Source organism: Streptomyces sp. S4.7 (genome assembly GCF_010384365.1).
GTDB lineage: Bacteria > Actinomycetota > Actinomycetes > Streptomycetales > Streptomycetaceae > Streptomyces.
Genome location: NZ_CP048397.1, coordinates 6,519,140 through 6,535,217 on the forward strand (window position 1 = coordinate 6,519,140; position 16,078 = coordinate 6,535,217).

15 protein-coding genes are annotated in these 16,078 nt (G+C 67.5%); 8 read left to right on the plus strand and 7 right to left on the minus strand.

What is annotated here, in order from left to right:
* Positions 1-9 precede the first annotated feature (9 nt).
* The 3 genes from SSPS47_RS29000 to SSPS47_RS29010 form a co-directional block, all read right to left on the minus strand.
* Complete coding sequence (locus SSPS47_RS29000) at positions 10-1,293, minus strand: Zn-dependent hydrolase (RefSeq protein WP_164253524.1); 1,284 nt, start codon at positions 1,291-1,293, stop codon at positions 10-12.
* Positions 1,294-1,478: 185 nt separating this feature from the next.
* Positions 1,479-2,414, minus strand: coding sequence for a transposase family protein (locus tag SSPS47_RS29005; protein ID WP_203557751.1), 936 nt, complete (start codon positions 2,412-2,414; stop codon positions 1,479-1,481).
* 114 nt (positions 2,415-2,528) lie between these two features.
* Positions 2,529-3,299: a transposase gene (locus SSPS47_RS29010; RefSeq protein ID WP_164253525.1), complete on the minus strand. Its 771-nt coding sequence runs from the start codon at positions 3,297-3,299 to the stop codon at positions 2,529-2,531.
* A 104-nt stretch (positions 3,300-3,403) separates the two neighbouring features.
* On the opposite strand from SSPS47_RS29010, the gene SSPS47_RS29015 reads away from it, so the two are divergent.
* The 3 genes from SSPS47_RS29015 (at position 3,404) to SSPS47_RS29025 (ending at position 6,534) form a co-directional block, all read left to right on the plus strand.
* Positions 3,404-4,339 (plus strand): transposase family protein, encoded by a 936-nt coding sequence (locus SSPS47_RS29015; RefSeq protein ID WP_203557751.1) that lies wholly within the window; start codon positions 3,404-3,406, stop codon positions 4,337-4,339.
* A 107-nt stretch (positions 4,340-4,446) separates the two neighbouring features.
* Positions 4,447-5,985, plus strand: a complete 1,539-nt coding sequence (locus SSPS47_RS29020) for a tryptophan halogenase family protein (protein ID WP_164253526.1) — start codon at positions 4,447-4,449, stop codon at positions 5,983-5,985.
* Between the two features lie 33 nt (positions 5,986-6,018).
* Positions 6,019-6,534 (plus strand): flavin reductase family protein, encoded by a 516-nt coding sequence (locus SSPS47_RS29025; RefSeq protein ID WP_164253527.1) that lies wholly within the window; start codon positions 6,019-6,021, stop codon positions 6,532-6,534.
* Here the strand turns inward: SSPS47_RS29025 and SSPS47_RS29030 are convergent.
* Complete coding sequence (locus tag SSPS47_RS29030; protein WP_164253528.1) at positions 6,529-8,676, minus strand: BTAD domain-containing putative transcriptional regulator; 2,148 nt, start codon at positions 8,674-8,676, stop codon at positions 6,529-6,531. The two genes, SSPS47_RS29025 and SSPS47_RS29030, sit on opposite strands and share 6 nt — an antisense overlap.
* A gap of 617 nt (positions 8,677-9,293) precedes the next feature.
* Here SSPS47_RS29030 and SSPS47_RS29035 point away from each other — a divergent pair.
* On the plus strand, positions 9,294-10,127 hold the full coding sequence (locus SSPS47_RS29035; RefSeq protein WP_164253529.1) for a hypothetical protein: 834 nt from the start codon (positions 9,294-9,296) through the stop codon (positions 10,125-10,127).
* A gap of 432 nt (positions 10,128-10,559) precedes the next feature.
* Here the strand turns inward: SSPS47_RS29035 and SSPS47_RS29040 are convergent, their stop codons facing one another.
* From SSPS47_RS29040 to SSPS47_RS36070, 3 genes are all read right to left on the minus strand, one after another.
* Positions 10,560-11,015, minus strand: a complete 456-nt coding sequence (locus SSPS47_RS29040; RefSeq protein WP_203557951.1) for a peptidoglycan-binding domain-containing protein — start codon at positions 11,013-11,015, stop codon at positions 10,560-10,562.
* A 399-nt stretch (positions 11,016-11,414) separates the two neighbouring features.
* Positions 11,415-11,525: a DUF4158 domain-containing protein gene (locus SSPS47_RS35685; protein ID WP_164253531.1), complete on the minus strand. Its 111-nt coding sequence runs from the start codon at positions 11,523-11,525 to the stop codon at positions 11,415-11,417.
* A 202-nt stretch (positions 11,526-11,727) separates the two neighbouring features.
* Positions 11,728-11,862, minus strand: coding sequence for a hypothetical protein (locus SSPS47_RS36070; RefSeq protein ID WP_275405177.1), 135 nt, complete (start codon positions 11,860-11,862; stop codon positions 11,728-11,730).
* Between the two features lie 526 nt (positions 11,863-12,388).
* Between SSPS47_RS36070 and SSPS47_RS29050 the strand changes: the two genes are divergently transcribed.
* The 4 genes from SSPS47_RS29050 to istB all read left to right on the plus strand — a co-directional run bounded on the left by SSPS47_RS29050 (position 12,389) and on the right by istB (position 15,681).
* Positions 12,389-12,610, plus strand: coding sequence for a hypothetical protein (locus tag SSPS47_RS29050; protein WP_164253532.1), 222 nt, complete (start codon positions 12,389-12,391; stop codon positions 12,608-12,610).
* On the plus strand, positions 12,607-13,227 hold the full coding sequence (locus tag SSPS47_RS29055; protein ID WP_164253533.1) for a helix-turn-helix transcriptional regulator: 621 nt from the start codon (positions 12,607-12,609) through the stop codon (positions 13,225-13,227). The genes SSPS47_RS29050 and SSPS47_RS29055 overlap by 4 nt, the downstream gene beginning before the upstream one ends.
* A gap of 127 nt (positions 13,228-13,354) precedes the next feature.
* Positions 13,355-14,890 carry an IS21 family transposase gene (istA, locus tag SSPS47_RS29060; protein ID WP_164253534.1) on the plus strand — a complete coding sequence of 512 codons (1,536 nt, stop codon included), beginning with the start codon at positions 13,355-13,357 and terminating at the stop codon, positions 14,888-14,890.
* Complete coding sequence (istB, locus tag SSPS47_RS29065) at positions 14,890-15,681, plus strand: IS21-like element helper ATPase IstB (protein WP_164253535.1); 792 nt, start codon at positions 14,890-14,892, stop codon at positions 15,679-15,681. The genes istA and istB overlap by 1 nt, the downstream gene beginning before the upstream one ends.
* Positions 15,682-16,078 lie beyond the last annotated feature (397 nt).

A 16,078-nucleotide genomic window follows, 5' to 3' on the forward strand; every position in this document is an offset into this window, starting at 1 on the left:
GCCGGGCGTTCAGCGGCTGTGGTCCCGGTCGTAGGCCAGGACGGTGTGCAGGAGCACGTTCGCGCCGTGGACGAGGTCCGTCGGAGCGGTCGCCTCGGCCGGCGCGTGGCTGATTCCGCCGATGCTCGGCACGAAGATCATGCCGATGGGCGCGGCCAGGCCGATGAGCTGGGCGTCGTGCCCCGCTCCGCTGGGCAGCGCGAGGTGCTCCAGCCCCAGTTCGGCGCAGGCCCCGGAGATCAGACCGGCCAGGTGGGGGGCGCAGTCCACCGGATCGACGACCTGGCTCACGGCCAGGTCGACCGTGACCCCGGATTCGGCGGCCACCTGCCCCGCGGTGTTCCGCAGTGAGTCCACCGCCTTGCACATAGCCGCGCCGGAGACGTCCCGGATGTCGGCGCGGAGCGTGACGCTCCCCGGCACCACGTTCCACGCGTTGGGTTCGACCACGCAGTGGCCGACCGTCGCGACGCGTACCGGCCCGGTCGGCTCGGCGAGACGCTGGACGGCGAGGATCAGCTGGGCCGCGGCGGCGAGCGCGTCCCTGCGGTCGAGCATCGGCGTCGTCCCCGCGTGGTTGGTCATGCCGGCGACGGTGATGTCGACGGAGGTGCGGCCGGTGATCGCCGTCACCAGACCGACCGGTACGCGTTCCCGCTCCAGCACCGGTCCCTGCTCGATGTGGAGCTCGAGGTAGGCGGCGATCGTCCCGGCCACCCAGGCGGCCTCCCGCACCCTTGCGGCGTCGCCGCCGACGGCGGCGAGACCGGTCGCGAGCACGCTTCCGGGCACCTGGTGGGCCGCGATCTGTGCCGGGTTCAGGACCCCCGCGAGCGCGGCGGACCCGCTCATGGCCGGAGTGCCCGGAGCGCCCTCCTCGTTCGCGAAGGCGACGGCGGCGATCGGCACCGCCGGCCGGATCCCCCGCTCGTGCAGGACCTGGAGCACCTCGACCACCGCGAGCACGCCGTACGCCCCGTCGAGTGCCCCGCCGTCGGGCACCGTGTCCAGGTGCGACCCGAGCACCAGCCAGTCCTTGCGGGGCGAGGGGCCGGGCAGGCGGCCGATGAGGTTGCCCGCCGTGTCGGTCTCGACCAGCAGGCCGGCCTCCGCCATCAGCCTGCTCGTGAAGTCCCGTGCCGCGCGGTCGGCGGCTCCAAAGGCCGGGCGGTCGACCCCGCCCGCGGGTGTCGCGCCGATCGCCCGGAGCCGGTCGAGGCGGCTCAGCAGCCGCTCACCCGCGATCCGCAGGTCGCAGAAGTTCATGGTGTTGGTGTTGGCGTTGGCCCTCATGTCTCGGCTCTCGGATCGGTCCGGCGCACGGCCGCCGGAGGCGCGGGACTTATCCGTCCCAGGCTGCCCACGCGCCTTAGCATGCGATTAGCGCAGGCGGGCAGCCGGGCGCGCGCGAGACCACGGCTAACGAGCTCGTGCATGGTTGGCGGTGAGACGTCGAGGACTTCGGTGGGGCCCGGGGGTCACATCTGCCGTGCCGATGTCAGGTCTGCGCCCTGCTGATGAGACAGCAGGCCGGCGATGGCCTGGACCGTGTCGCTCATGTGCTCGCGGCGGCCGAGGTGGCGTGCGAGTGCCCGCCAGTTCTTGAGATGTGCGATGCCGTGCTCGACCCGGATACGGCGTGAGGAGTGCGCCTTGCGCTGGCGCTCGTACATATCCTCGTACCAGTCCGGGGCGTTCTTCTTGAACTTGCGGTGCGGTGGCGTCACCACGCGTCCGCCGGTCTGTGCGCCGAGCCCCTGGTAGCCGGCATCGGCGAGGATCTCGACCGCAGGCCCACCGGCCAGGAGCTCCACCAGCCCCAACTGGCGTGCGTGGGTGATGTCCGCGCAACTCCCGGGCTTGGTCGGGCTGCACCACAGCATGCGTCCTTCGCCGTCCGTGACCACCATGGATTTGACGGCGTTCTGCTTGTTCTTGCCGGAGATGAACTTGTCCCGGTCCTTGCGTCCTTGGGCCGGCCGCCGGACCCGGATCTCGGTGCCGTCGATGATGCCGGTCTTCCCTGTCGCGCCGAGATGGTCGACGACTTCGGCCAGAGTCCGCAGCCGTACGTCGGGGCTGATGGTGCACCCTCGCTCGGCGAGCAGGGGCCGCACCTCGTTGATGGCCCGGGTGATGGTGGAGCGGTCCACGCCAAACCAGCAGGCCAGCACGTCGTGGGTAGTCCCGTGACGGAGATGGACGAGAGTGGCCAGCAGCCGGTCGACAAACACCAGCCGGTGCTTCGCGCCGGCGCCCATGGCCCGCTTGCGCGGCCGGGAGGCAAGCCTGGCCTGGTGGCGCTCGTGCCACAACGGCCCCACTTCGGCGACGAGTTCAGCGATCACATCGGCCGTCAGGCCCGTGATCCGCCGGTTGCTGATGACCAGTGCACGAGCCGAGTTCCCCACCACGCAACCATGATCAACGATCAAGGACTCGGCGTCTCACCGCCAACCATGCACGAGCTCGTAAGCGTTGTCCCGTAAATGATCTACGACGTGTTTGTTGACCTGCCTGCTTCTTCGTCAGCCGGCGAGGGTGAGGTTGTGCAGGCGGGCGATGCCGAGCATGGCGTGGTGGACGCCGTCGCCTTTGAGTCGGCAGTCGCGAAGGATCTTCCAGGTCTTCATCCGGGCGAAGGTGTGTTCGACGCGGGCACGGACCTTGCGGTGGGAGGTGTTGTGTTCCTCTTTCCAGGCGGGGAGTTCGGTCTGGCCGGGTTCGCGGCGGTGCGGGATTATCAGGCCGGTGCCCCTGTAGCCGCCGTCCGCGATCACCGTGGCGCGGCCGACGGCGTCCTTCGCGCCGGACAACTCCCATGCCTTGCAGTCGTTGCGGTTGCCCGGCAACGGCCGTCCGACCGCTACGACCAGCCGGGTATCGGCGTCGATGACGACCTGGTGGTTGGTCGAGTACCGATAGTTCTTCGACTGCTCTGCGACCGTGTGGTCGCGGGTGGGGACGAGGGTGCCGTCAACGATCAGCACGGCGTCACGGCGGAACCGTTTACGTGGCTGCAGTGTCAGTGCCGGGCCGAGGTGATTGACGATCCGGTCGGCCGCGGACTTGGACACCCCGAACAACGGCGCCAGTTGGCGCAGGGTCAGGTTGGTCCGCCAGTACGCGGCGACCAGCAGGACTCGGTCCTCCAGAGGCAGGCTCCACGGCCGGCCCTTGCGGACCGGATCGGTGCCTTCGCGCCGCAACGCTGTGATCAGCTTGCCGAACTGACGCGGGCTCAGCCCAGTGAACGGGGCTGTCCAGGACGGCTCCGACGCCGTGATCACACCAGACACGGCAAGATCATCTCACTCGTGACCGGCAGTTACGGGACAGCCCTTACGAGCTCGTGCATGGTTGGCGGTGAGACGCCGAGTCCTTGATCGTTGATCATGGTTGCGTGGTGGGGAACTCGGCTCGTGCACTGGTCATCAGCAACCGGCGGATCACGGGCCTGACGGCCGATGTGATCGCTGAACTCGTCGCCGAAGTGGGGCCGTTGTGGCACGAGCGCCACCAGGCCAGGCTTGCCTCCCGGCCGCGCAAGCGGGCCATGGGCGCCGGCGCGAAGCACCGGCTGGTGTTTGTCGACCGGCTGCTGGCCACTCTCGTCCATCTCCGTCACGGGACTACCCACGACGTGCTGGCCTGCTGGTTTGGCGTGGACCGCTCCACCATCACCCGGGCCATCAACGAGGTGCGGCCCCTGCTCGCCGAGCGAGGGTGCACCATCAGCCCCGACGTACGGCTGCGGACTCTGGCCGAAGTCGTCGACCATCTCGGCGCGACAGGGAAGACCGGCATCATCGACGGCACCGAGATCCGGGTCCGGCGGCCGGCCCAAGGACGCAAGGACCGGGACAAGTTCATCTCCGGCAAGAACAAGCAGAACGCCGTCAAATCCATGGTGGTCACGGACGGCGAAGGACGCATGCTGTGGTGCAGCCCGACCAAGCCCGGGAGTTGCGCGGACATCACCCACGCACGCCAGTTGGGGCTGGTGGAGCTCCTGGCCGGTGGGCCTGCGGTCGAGATCCTCGCCGATGCCGGCTACCAGGGGCTCGGCGCACAGACCGGCGGACGCGTGGTGACGCCACCGCACCGCAAGTTCAAGAAGAACGCCCCGGACTGGTACGAGGATATGTACGAGCGCCAGCGCAAGGCGCACTCCTCACGCCGTATCCGGGTCGAGCACGGCATCGCACATCTCAAGAACTGGCGGGCACTCGCACGCCACCTCGGCCGCCGCGAGCACATGAGCGACACGGTCCAGGCCATCGCCGGCCTGCTGTCTCATCAGCAGGGCGCAGACCTGACATCGGCACGGCAGATGTGACCCCCGGGCCCCACCGAAGTCCTCGACGTCTCACCGCCAACCATGCACGAGCTCGTTAGGCCCGTGCGGGACCGTGCAGGAAATCCGACGGACTCGAGGGAGCCGAAATGATCGACTCAGTGGTGATCGTGGGGGGCGGGACGGCCGGCTGGATGACCGCCACCTACCTCAAGGCCGCGTTCCAGGACCGGATCGACGTCACGGTGGTCGAGTCGGCGAACGTCGGCACGATCGGCGTGGGCGAGGCGACGTTCAGCACCGTCCGGCACTTCTTCGACTATCTCGGCCTGGATGAGCGGGAGTGGATGCCCCGCTGCTCGGCCAGCTACAAGCTCGCCATCCGCTTCGAGAACTGGCGGGAGCAGGGCCACCACTTCTACCACCCGTTCGAGCGGCTCAGGGTCGCCGAGGGCTTCAGCACGGCCGACTGGTGGCTGCAGCTCCAGGAAGAACTCGGCGAGTTCGACCGGAGCAGCTACATCACCCCGTGGCTCTGCGAGGCCCAGCGTTCCCCGCGCATGCTCGACGGCTCACTGTTCGCCGCCGGCCTCGACGGGTCCATGGGCAGGAGCACGCTGAGCGAGCAGCGCGCCCAGTTCCCCTACGCCTACCACTTCGACGCCGCCCTGATGGCCTCCTTCCTGGCCGAATACGGGCGCGCCCGAGGCGTGAAGCATGTGGTGGACGACGTGGTCGAAGTGAACCAGGACGAGCGCGGCTGGATCGAGAGCGTGACCACGCGCGAGAAGGGGACCGTCGCCGGAAGCCTGTTCGTCGACTGCACTGGCTTCCGTGGAATGTTGATCAACAAGACGCTGGGGGAGCGGTTCGAGTCGTTTCTGGACGTGCTGCCCAACAACCGCGCGGTGGCCCTGCGCGTGCCGCGTGACCCGGAGCGCGACGACATGCGCCCGTACACCACCGCGACGGCGATGGGCGCGGGCTGGATCTGGACCATTCCCCTGTACGGCCGCAACGGCACCGGCTACGTCTACTCCGACGAGTTCTGCACGCCCGAGGAGGCCGAACGCACGCTGCGGGAGTTCGCCGCGCCCGGCCAGGACGATCTCGAGGCCAACCACATCCGTATGCGCATCGGCCGCAACGAGCGGTCCTGGGTGAAGAACTGCGTCGCCGTCGGCCTGTCCAGCGCCTTCGTCGAGCCGCTGGAATCCACCGGGATCTTCTTCATCCAGCACGCGATCGAACAGCTCGTGAAGTACTTCCCGGACAAGAGCTGGAATCCCGCGCTCATCGCGGGCTACAACGACCGCATCGCTCATGCCATCGACGGAGTCAAGGAATTCCTGACCTTGCATTACCACGCCGCCGGCCGCTCGGACACGCCCTACTGGAAGGAGGCGAAGGTCCGAGCCCTCCCCGACGGGCTGGCCGAACGGCTCGCCACCTACGAATCGCGGCTGCTCGACGAGGAGACGATCTATCCGCACTACCACGGGTTCGAGGCGTACTCATGGAACACGATGCTGCTCGGCCTGGGCCGTGCGCCCGCGACCGCCCGCCCGGCGCTGGCCCACATGGACCAGGACGCCGGCCGGCGGGGCATCGCCGGGATTCGCAAGGACGCCGAGGCGCTCGTACGGAATCTGCCCAGCTGCCGCGAGTACCTGTCGACGATCAACTGAGGCCACGGTCTCCGGCCGGAGGAGAGGAGATCGATGGGAGCCCAGCCCGTGGACGCCGACGCCTACCGCCAGTTCATGAGTTCCTTCCCCACCGGAGTCGTGGTGGTCACCACCGTCGGCCCCGACGGGGCGCCGTGCGGCCTGACATGCTCCTCGATGACGAGCGTCAGCTTGGCTCCACCGGTCCTGTCGATCTGCCTGGGTGCGTGGAGCGGCACTCTCGCGGCGCTGCGCGCCCACGGCTGGTTCGCGGTGAATCTGCTGGACGCGGACGGTCGTTCGACGGCGGAACAGTTCGCCAAGCGCGGGGTCGACCATTTCCAGCAGGTGCGCTGGCAAGCCAGCGACGTCGGGGACACCCCGCGCCTCAGTGAGCACGTCATCGGCTTCGCCGCGTGCCGCGTGATGGCCATGCAGACCATCGGCGACCACACGGTGGTGTTCGGTGAGGTGGTCGCCTCCGATCACGCGGGACCGGGCCGACCGCTTCTCTACGGCCTCCGGCAGTTCACGGCCTGGCCCGTCTCCCTCCCCGTCGCGACTTCATAGGTTGCGGGTGGTGAACGTGATCGGCCACGGTGCCTGCACGCCGAACACGCCGAACAGCTGCCGGACGATGTCCCGGAGGTCCCGTGACTCCGGGCCGACGTCCTGTCGTTCGGCCTGTTCGGCGGCCGCGATCAGATTGGTGCGTTCCACGTCTAGCCAACGCAGGGCGTCGTCCTTCGCGGGGAAGACCGACGGCGTGTTCGGGAGCCCCCGCGGCCGGGTGGGTCCGTGCTGGCCAGGCTCGATCGCCTGTACGGCCATCCGGCAGGTCATCAGGTACCACGACAGGACTCGGCGTACCGCGTCCTGCCGGGCCGCCGTGCTGTCCTCCGTCCTGGCGCACTCGAGGGCGAAGGAACGCAGGAGCCGTTCATGCCGGTACCGGCCGTGCCCGTGAACACTGAGAAGGTGACAGTCCACGAGATATTCGAGGACCGGTTCCACCTGCGCGACCGGCATGCCGAGAAGGGCCGCCGCCGCGTTCGGTCCCAGGGCCGGTCCATCGAAGAGACTCAGCATGCGAAACGCCCTTCGCGGGCTCAGCGTGCCGTACACATGGGGCTGCAGACGCTCGTAAGCAGCCTGATACGTGGACCGGAGCGCCGTGCCGCCGATGCTGAACTCGTCGAGACCTCGGCTGGGGTTCGCCAGCTTTCGAGCGAACTTGGCGATCGACCAGTCCGGATGGGAGGTCACCCGCATGGCCGCGATCCGGATCGCCAACGGCAGCCCGCCGCAAGCCGTCAACAGATCGGCGACATCCGCGGCTTCATGTGCGAGGCGCTGGGGCCCGACCAGTTGTCCGAACAGCTCCAGCGATTCCTTCTCGCCCAGCAACCCCAACGTCAGTGTATGGACGGCATCGATTCCGATCAGACGGTCCCGGCTCGTCAGCAGCACCGCACAGCCGCTGGCGCCGGGCAGGAGATTTCTGACCTGGTCGGCGTTGTGTGCGTCGTCGAGCACAATGAGCATGTTCCTGCCTCTGAGCAGGCTCCGATAGCGGGTGGCTAGCTCGTTCTCGTCGAACTGGACGGGGGTGCCGTCCCCGTCCAGGTCCCGCAGGAAGCGGGCCAGCACCTTGATGGCTGGCACCGGGTTTCCGCTCGATCCATGCAGTTCCGCGTAGAGCTGTCCGTCGGGAAAGCAGGCGCTGACCAGATGGGCGGTGTGCACCGCGAGCGCCGTCTTGCCGACCCCGGGTGCTCCCACCACGGTCACCACCGGAATCTCCCCGGTTCGTCCACCGTCCAGCAGAACGCCACTCAGCCGTTCGGTCTGCGCCGTCAGCCCGGTCAGATGGTGCGGCTTCCTCGGCAGTTGCCAGACGGCGCGCCGTTGCATGGACTGCGCAGTCAATACCGGTCGGGCGGCTTCGCCGATCAGGATGCTGGGGTCACTCTCAAGGATCCGCTGGTGCAGATGCTGCAACTCCGGCCCGGGCTCGACACCGAGCGCTGACCGCAGTGCTGCGCGCACGCCCCGGAACGTCTCGAGGGCCTCGCCCTGCCGCCCGCTCTGATAGAGGGCCAGCATGCGCAGCCAGTGGAGCCGCTCACGGTACGGGTTCTCGGAGATGAATTCGGTCAGCGTCGACGTGACCCCGACGTACCGCCCGAGTCGGATCTCCGCTTCGATCCAGATCTCCAACGCGTCAAGACGGGCCTCCTGCAGACTGGGCATCGTTTCGAGCCACAGCATCTTGCACGGGATATCCACGAGAGGTTCGCCGCGCCAGAGGTCCAGGGCCTGCCGCGACCGGACCGAGGCGTGCTCCCATGCCTCCGCTTTCGCGGCACCGGTTGCCTTGTGGTGCAGCATCTCGAAGCGGTGGACGTCCAGTTCCTGGGGACCGAGTTCGATCCGGTACCCGGGTTCGACCGTGTGGATTCGCGACTCGCCGACGCTGCCGAACAACTTCCTCAGTCTGCTGATGTAGTTCTGCAACGTGACTCTCGCGGTGGTCGGCGGTACCTCGTCCCACAGTGCCGCGATGAGATCATCGGTGGCTACGACCTTATTGCCCCGCAGCAGCAGGACGGCGAGGACGGCTCTCTGCTTGGCGGCGGAGATCGGCAGTAATTGATGACCACTTGATACGGTCAAGGGACCCAGCAGCTGAATATCCAGGTTTCCGGTCACGGCATACCTTTCGAAGCCAGCTCACCGGCCTCGTTCCGTCTGGCACCGGCGATCTGCTCGAACTCTCCCGATGGGTCCATCCGGGAACCGGACACCGGACGTGCAGTGCGCTCCGTCGGGCGCCCGGCCATCCGCGCACGGGACGGACGGGTCTCTCCTTCGCGCTCGCTGGCCCACCGCCCCCGGCGGCGCAACCGACGATCAAGCAGGCGAAGAAAGCCGGGGACACAAGCAAGGAGCCGATTCCTCATTCGGTACACCCCCCCCGCCGACGAATACTGCCACTTCAGATGTTGAGCGCCGCTTGATCCCACTGCTGCCCGCCGAGGGGCTGCCTCCGGGATCGTAGACTCAACCCCAGCCGCTGACTTTGTCGTTGGTGCACAGAAGTTGGTCCGGCGTGCGCGACCCGGCCGGTGCGCGTTCCGTCGCCGCGCGGGATCACGTCCCTGGTCGGCCGCCTCCTGCGATTCCGTGAGCCCGGAGGCCGCACTGGACGGCAGCGCGAGGAGAGCTTCGCGAAGAAGACTCAGGCAGAGGCTCACGGTGTCAAAATGGAGGCCGATAAGGACCAGGGTGTCTACATCGACCCAAGCGCCGGATAGATCAGTCTGCGGGTGTACGCGGATGACTGGCTGGAGCGCCGTTCTGTCGGGGACGGGACGGTATCGAACTACCGGGGCTTCCTCGACAACCACCTCATACCGCACCTCGGCGCGAAGGCGCTCGTCTCGATATCGAAGCGGGACATCGAGCACTTCAAGGCGGCGATCCTCAAGGTGTTCGCGGAGAGCACGGTGCACGACCGTATGAAGATGGTGAAGCACATCTTCTGGTCGGCCAAAGAGGAGAAGCTGATCCAGGAGGACCCAACCAGGGGTGTCGACACCAAGCCGACCAATGTCGCTGTCGATGAGGACGAGATCCCCGTGCTGGATGAGGTCAACCTCATCCAGAAGCACATCTCGCCCCAGTACAAGCTGACGATCCCCCTCCAGGCGGGAGCCGGCCTGCGCATCAGCGAGGCGCTGGCGTTCCACACCGGCTGCCTGCGTGACGACTTCATCCGCGTTCGCTGGCAGGCCCGGCAGCACAAAGACCTGCTGAACAACCCCCACTTGCAAGTCTTCGACCACCCCCACGCCTTCCTCACCTGCAACTACGACCCGCGCAAGGCCCTGTGCAACCCGGACCGCACGACACCGGCCCCCTCCCGTACCCCCAGTCATGACCGCTGCCACAGGGCGTGCGCGAACATCGCGCGGACCGACCGGCACATGGATTTGGCACGGGCGGAATCCGATCTGCTCGCCGTAGAAATCAGTGACGACACCGTCCCGTTGCCGATCCGGCGGCGCCTCCAGCAGCGGCAGACCGCTCTTGTGTCGATCATCGCCGAGCACAAAACAACCAGCCGACCCACACCCCCACCACCGGTGAGCACCGCATGAGCATCCACCAGCCGTCAGCTCTTCCGGAAGAACTGGCTGCGGCGATCGGCGCCGTCCTCGCCGACATCTCCAGCTCCGCCGACGACAGAGCCGAAGTCCGACGCCATGATCCGCCTCCTGGCCGGAGCACCACTGCGCTCCGACGGAAAGCTGACCATCAGGTCCCTCGCCACCGAGGCCAACCTCTCCCACAACAAGCTCACCCACAAGCACACCGGCCTCAAGAACCTCTTCTACGCCTTGGTCACCTCGCAGGAAGGCCGTCCGGCCCTCACCGAACATTTGCGCGAGGAGAACGAAACGCTCCGCGCCGACCTGGCCCGGGTCAAAAAGGAGCGCGACCACTTCGAGACGCAGATGAAGCAATTTGCCCGCGTTGTTCAGGTCCTGGAAGCCGAGAACCACCTGCTTCGGCAGAGCGCCGACCAGCCCCTAGACGCAGGTGCCGGAGAACACATTGTCGACGGTCCGATACGCCGGGAAGCTCATGACGGCATAGGTATTGGGGCCGTACTCGCCGTCTGCCTTGATTCCGGCCCTCGTCTGAATAGTGCGTACCGCTGCCTTGGTGGCGTCCCCGTAGATGCCATCGGGCACAAGATTAGGGATGCTGTTGTGGCAATGGTTGATCGCCCCCTGAAGCGCTTTGACTCCGTCGCTGTCGGATCCTTTGGCCATCCAGCAGGAGTAGTTGGCGACCTCTCCGAGGTAGAACGCAGGCAGGTAGAGATACCGCCCGGGGATGTTTGCGGCGCGCGTCGAGACCATGGCGGTGTTGCACTGCTCGGTGGCGGCAGAGGCAGGGCTCGCGGTCAAACCAACCAGCAGCGTCGAGATCACGCCGGTGATGGCACTGATGGCGCCGACCTTGAAACGGTTTCTGTTCACGGTTCTCCAGTTCGTAGGTAACTGACAGGGGCGAGGCTCGACACCCACGCAGTCCTTAGTTGCGGTCAGCGGCGATGCCACAACGCTTGATGGTCGCGGGCCGTCCGCCGGCTCCCCCTTCGCTGGCCTCATCCACGGACTTTAGGATCATCGTGGGCTTCGGACTTTGTCATCCGTGCAGGGAACTTTGTCAGTCGTGCACCCGCCTCAAGCTGACGCGGCATCAGGCGAGGGTCGCCGTGCGGGTGAGGTCATGCGCGACCGCCATGGTCGGTGTCAGCCCCGTACGACGGGCACAGTAGCCTGGCCCGGTCGCTGAGTGTGCCGGTCGTTTGCCCCACAAGGAACAGCCCCCGCGCACACCGGAATACGGGCAAGGCGGCGGTCGAGACCGCTGGTTTACAGCCGCGGTACTCGTAGGCATCCCGGATCCCACGCGTGTTCGTACGCCGTCTTCGACCGCTCGGCGTACCGCTTCACCACCGACGGGTCCTCGATGCCGAGTTGCACCGCCAGGCCTCCTCAGAGACTCGGCAGCCGACAACACGCTCAGACTTGACACAGTAGCGTCGTACGAGACGCCAGACACCGGTCGCACGTGCTCCGGCGCTCTCGCCCACGCCCGGTACTCCGACGCATCCACGGCCCCGTCCCGGCTGTTGCTGTAGACCGACAGGCCCACCAAGTACGCCCGCTCGTCGTCCAGTTGGCGTCAGGACCAGAGCCGGGCGGTGAGCTCCTGGCCGTCCGGGAGGAGGACACGTACCGGGGCCGGCACGGAGGCGGCCTGGTCAAGGGGAGACGTCGTCATGACGACCACGGCGAGCAACCTCTGCGGCGAGGGCATGGCGGGCTGGCTCCGGCGGCGGGACTGCGCCGCTCCACGCGGAGCCTGGCGGGTGGTACGCAGGGCGCGGCGCGGGAGACGTGTGTCAGTGGGCTGGGCTACGGTCGGCGTGTCCTTATTGGACCGTGTCCCGCTCTCGCCTGGCCTCTTCGGTCGGCCAGGCGAGAGCGGTGTCGCCCGCCCCCTTGTTTCGGCACGGGGCAGGCCCTTCCGGATGGAAGGCCGACACCAGAGGTGCCTCTTCCATTGACGTATTTCGGGCGTGGGATTGCAAGGAAAACCGGGAACTTCACGCTGATGACGCACGGACCGTGCTGGGGTCGAACGGTCGTCCGCATACCCGGCACTGGTTCCGCACCGGGTGACGGGTCGTCATTGTTCCGTGAATGCATGATCACGTGGCGTAGCAACTGGGTCTCGCTGCATGCTGGTTGGCCCCCGGGCGGAGCGGCTTCGGCACCCGCTCTCCCGGGGAACCCGACGGGCTCCGGATGGACCGTCGGGCCACAGGCCGACAGGAGGTCCCATGGACCGTAAGCAGATATTGATCATCGCGGCGACGCTGACCGTGTTCGCCTGGAGCATCGTGATGGTCGCCATGGGGCAGGTCGCGGCGATCGCCGCGCTGGCCCCGGCTCTCGCCCTGACGGTGCAGCAGATCGCTCGCGCCGTACACCCGCTGACCGCACCGGCCTCCGGGCACCGCGTGACGTCCGTCCCCGACCATAAGGAGGACGGCTCGCCGTGACCACGCCCTCCGACCCGTCGGCAGCGCCGGAAGAGCGCGAGCCGTCCATCTCCCCGGCCTTCGGCATGCTGACGCCCCCGCCGGCGGGTTCTTCCCGCCGACGGGGGCGGCCCGGACGGCCGCTCGGCCAGATCACACCCGACTGCGGCAGCGCGCACCGCGCCTGGCTGGAGCCGCTGCGGGAGACGTACCTCGCGTCCGGGATGACCATGAGTCAGCTCGGCAGCCGTATCCCGCTGTCCAAATCGAAGGTCTCCGAGCTGATGAGCGGACGGATGTACCCGCGCTGGGAGATCCTCTACGCCTTCGCCGTCGTGCTCGGCCTGCCCGACGCACCCTTGTACCGGCTGTGGCGGCAGGCCGCGCTGGAGACCCAGAACAGGTCGAAGAACTGGGTCGACGGGTCCTCCGCGGGGGTGAAGGTAGCCACCACCTCGGCGTCGGCGCCGCCCATGGACCACGGCGCGTTCCGGTACCTCACCGAGGGCGGGTACCGCCTCTACACCAGCGTCTTCCTGCCCGACGAACGCCGCGAACTCGTCATCACCGACACCTTCGACCAGCTGTGGCTGTGCTGGCCCCGGGCCCTTTCGAGCCCGGACGCCCGCCGCTTCTGACGGCGGCCATGACAAGCTCCCCATAGGCGGCCATTTACCGCCCCACTGATGGCCACGGGATTCCCCGCGTACGGCCAGATTTCTCCCCGCTCGCCCCGACAGGTCCTGCTCGGCGAAGCTCGAGCGGGTGAAGAACAGCAGGGAGATCATGGAAATCCTTGAGGCATACGACCTCACGGGGAGTTACCGCGCGGCGGCCGAGCTGGCCGGGTGCGACCATCACACGGTGGCCCGTTATGTGAAGATGCGGGCCGCCGGGCAGAACCCCGGCCAGCACCGGCACCGGTCGCGGAAGATCGACGACTATCTGCCGAAGATCGAGGAACTGGTGGTCCGCTCGCAGGGCAAGGTCCGTGCGGACGTGGTCCACAAGCGGATCACCGCGATGGGCTTCACGGGCGGGGAACGCACCACCCGCCGCACCGTCGCCGAGGCGAAAGCCCAGTTCAGGGCCGGTCGCCGCCGTGTTTATCGGCCGTGGGTGACCGAGCCGGGACTCTGGCTTCAGTACGACTTCGGCGACGGCCCGGTGATCAACGGTCGCAAGACCACGCTGTTCTGCGCATGGGTGGCCTGGTCCCGTTTCCGCGTCGTGATCCCGATCTGGGACAAGACGCTGCCGACGGTCACCGCGGCCCTGGACGCCGCGTTCCGCAGGATCGGCGGAGTGCCGGCCTACGTCCTCACCGACAACGAGAAGACCGTGACCACCGACCATGTTGCCGGGATTGCCGTCCGCAACCCCGAGATCGTCGAGGTCGGCCGCCATTACGGCACGACGATACGGACCTGCGTGCCGGCGGACCCGGAAACCAAGGGCGGCTCGGAGTCCACGGTGAAGATCGCGAAGGCGGATCTGGTGCCCAGGGACGTGAATCTGCGCGAGCAGTACAAGTCCTTCGGTGATCTCGAAGCGGCCTGCCGCAGTTTCTGCGAGGAGGTCAACTCCCGTATTCACAGGGCGACTCGGAACAAGCCGGTCGATCGCCTCGCGGAAGAGCGACAGCGTCTTCACCCGCTGCCCAAGCGTCCGTTCACCGCCACTTTCGGAACCACCCGCCGGGTCACCTGGGAGTCGACGATCTCGGTCGAAGCGGTCCGCTACCCGGTCCCGCACGAGCTGATCGACGGCCGGGTCTGGGCCCGTTTCCACGGCGACGAGCTGATCGTCACCGCGGTCGACGAGGACGGCTCGGCCCGCGAGGTCGCCCGCCACTCGCGCGGCGAGCCTGGCTCGCCGGTGCTGGACGACGCCCACTATCCGCCGCGCGAGAACAAGGAAGGCGACCGCACCCCACGGGCCACCTCCGCCGAGGAGGCCGCGTTCCTGCTGCTCGGACCGGGTGCTGCGAGCTGGCTGATCGAGGCCGGGGCGACCGGGGTTCGCAGGGTCAAGGCGAAGATGGCCGAGGCCGTCGCGCTCTCAAAGCTCTACTCGGCAGCGGAAGTCGACCGCGCGCTCGGCACCGCCGCGGTCACCGCCCGCTTCGCGGACAAGGACCTGTTGTCGATCCTCGATTACCAGGCCGTCCACGGCCTGGCCGAGCCGGTTCGCCGCAGCGAGGACCACTCGCTGCAGCCCGGGACCTCCGCCTGGTCCGCCCTCGGCGCCGCCCCGAACACTTCTGATCTTTCCGAGTACGACGAAAGCGACCACGCCTGATGGCCACCCCGATCCGCACCGTTCTCGGCACGAACGGCGACCCGCTCGCCGAGGCCATCGAGCTCACCAAGAGGCTCAAACTCCCCCACATCCGCAGGTCGTTGACCGACATCATCCCCACCGCGAAGGCCCAACGCTGGGATCCAGCCGAGGTCGTCCGAGTCCTTCTCGCTGAGGAAGCCGCCGGCCGCGACCGCGCTAACCTGCACACCCGCCGCAAGCGGGCCGGGTTCCCCACCGGCAAGACCTTCGGCGACTGGCACGAAGGGAAGTCGTCCATACCCAGAGCCACCCAGGACGCCCTGAAGAGTCTGGAATGGGTCGGCCGCCGGGAGAATTTCTGCATCTGCGGGCCCTCGGGGACGGGAAAGTCGCACTTCACCGAGGCCCTCGGGCAGACCGCGGTCGAGGCCGGCCTGACCGTCGCCTGGTTCACCATCGAAGACCTCGGAGCCCTGGTCCGCCGCCACCGCGCGGACGACTCCATCGCCCGAGCCCTCTCGAAGATCGTCCGCTCTGACCTGATCATCGTCGACGACATCGGCCTGCTGCCCGTCTCGGAGGATGCCGCCGAGGGCTTCTATCGCCTGGTCGATGCCGCATATGAGCGTCGCTCGATCGCGGTTTCGAGCAACCTCCACCCGTCTGGATTCGACGAGATCATGCCCAAGACCTTGGCCACCGCGACCGTCGACCGGCTCCTCCACCATGCCCACGTCACGGTCACTCAGGGTGACTCATTCCGGTTCACCGAGGCCACCACCGGCAAGGGAGTGAAGCCTTTCAGCTGACCCACACCACCCGAGGGCGGGGAGATATCTGGCCGCCACCGGGGAATTTCCAGCGACCGTCAGTGGGGAGAACTACTGGCCGCCACTGGGGAGAACTACATGGCCGTTGACACCCGGGGCGGCGGTCTCAGCAGCGCGGACAGCTCGCCAAATCAGCAGAAACCGTGATGCGCCTTTCCTGCACGCCATGCTCCTCACACGCCAGGCTCGTGGCCACGCTCGCTTGAACGAGGGAGACCGGGCAATCGCAGCCCTCGACGAAGCGCAGCACCTTTGCGAGGAAGGCTCAGGCCAAGACGATCCCCCATGGCTGTACTGGATCAACGTGGGCGAAGTTCTTGGTCAACGGGGAAGCTGTTACCTTGACTTGGGCCGACCGGCTGAAGCTGCTGCAGCC